We start from the raw sequence: 525 nt of genomic DNA, 5'->3' as shown, positions 1-525 counted from the left end.
TATCCGTCTTTAGCTAAGCGTGAAACCACGTGACAGCGACAGCTTATCGTGGATACTTTTCGGAAGGAATGAGGAGGTATCGAGTGTGCACAACGAAACCTCCTCATCTCGGATTATGCGTCGGCTCACTACATTGTTTCCCTCCGAGTTCCTCGAAGAGCACGCCGAGGAACTCGGCGTGGTCGAACGCGACCGCAAGCTCCAGATTCCCGCATTCGTCTGGGCATTCGTGTTCGGTTTCGCCGCAGGCGAAAGCCGAACACTCGCTGGCTTCAGACGCAGCTACAACTCGACAGCTGATGAGACGATCTCTCCCGGCGGCTTCTATCACCGGTTGACGCCGTCTCTTGCAGAGTACTTCCGCGACCTCGTCGAGTACGGTCTCGACGAGGTCGCTGTCCCTGACACTGTTGACGCCGATATCGACCGATTCAGGGACGTGATGATCGCTGATGGAACCGTCCTGCGGTTGCACGAGTTCCTTGCCGATGAGTACGAAGCTCGCAAGGAGGAGCAGGCTGGAGC

At 57.0% G+C, this 525-nt stretch carries 1 pseudogene; it reads left to right on the top strand.

From position 1 onward, the window contains the following. Positions 1-115: 115 nt before the first annotated feature. Positions 116-525 (top strand): annotated as a pseudogene (locus EA473_RS21535) (IS4 family transposase); the annotation flags it as partial.

It is taken from the genome of Natrarchaeobius chitinivorans (genome assembly GCF_003841505.1).
Classification (GTDB): domain Archaea; phylum Halobacteriota; class Halobacteria; order Halobacteriales; family Natrialbaceae; genus Natrarchaeobius; species Natrarchaeobius chitinivorans.
Note: the sequence above shows the minus strand (reverse complement) of the source record. Positions and strands in the feature narration are given on the sequence as shown.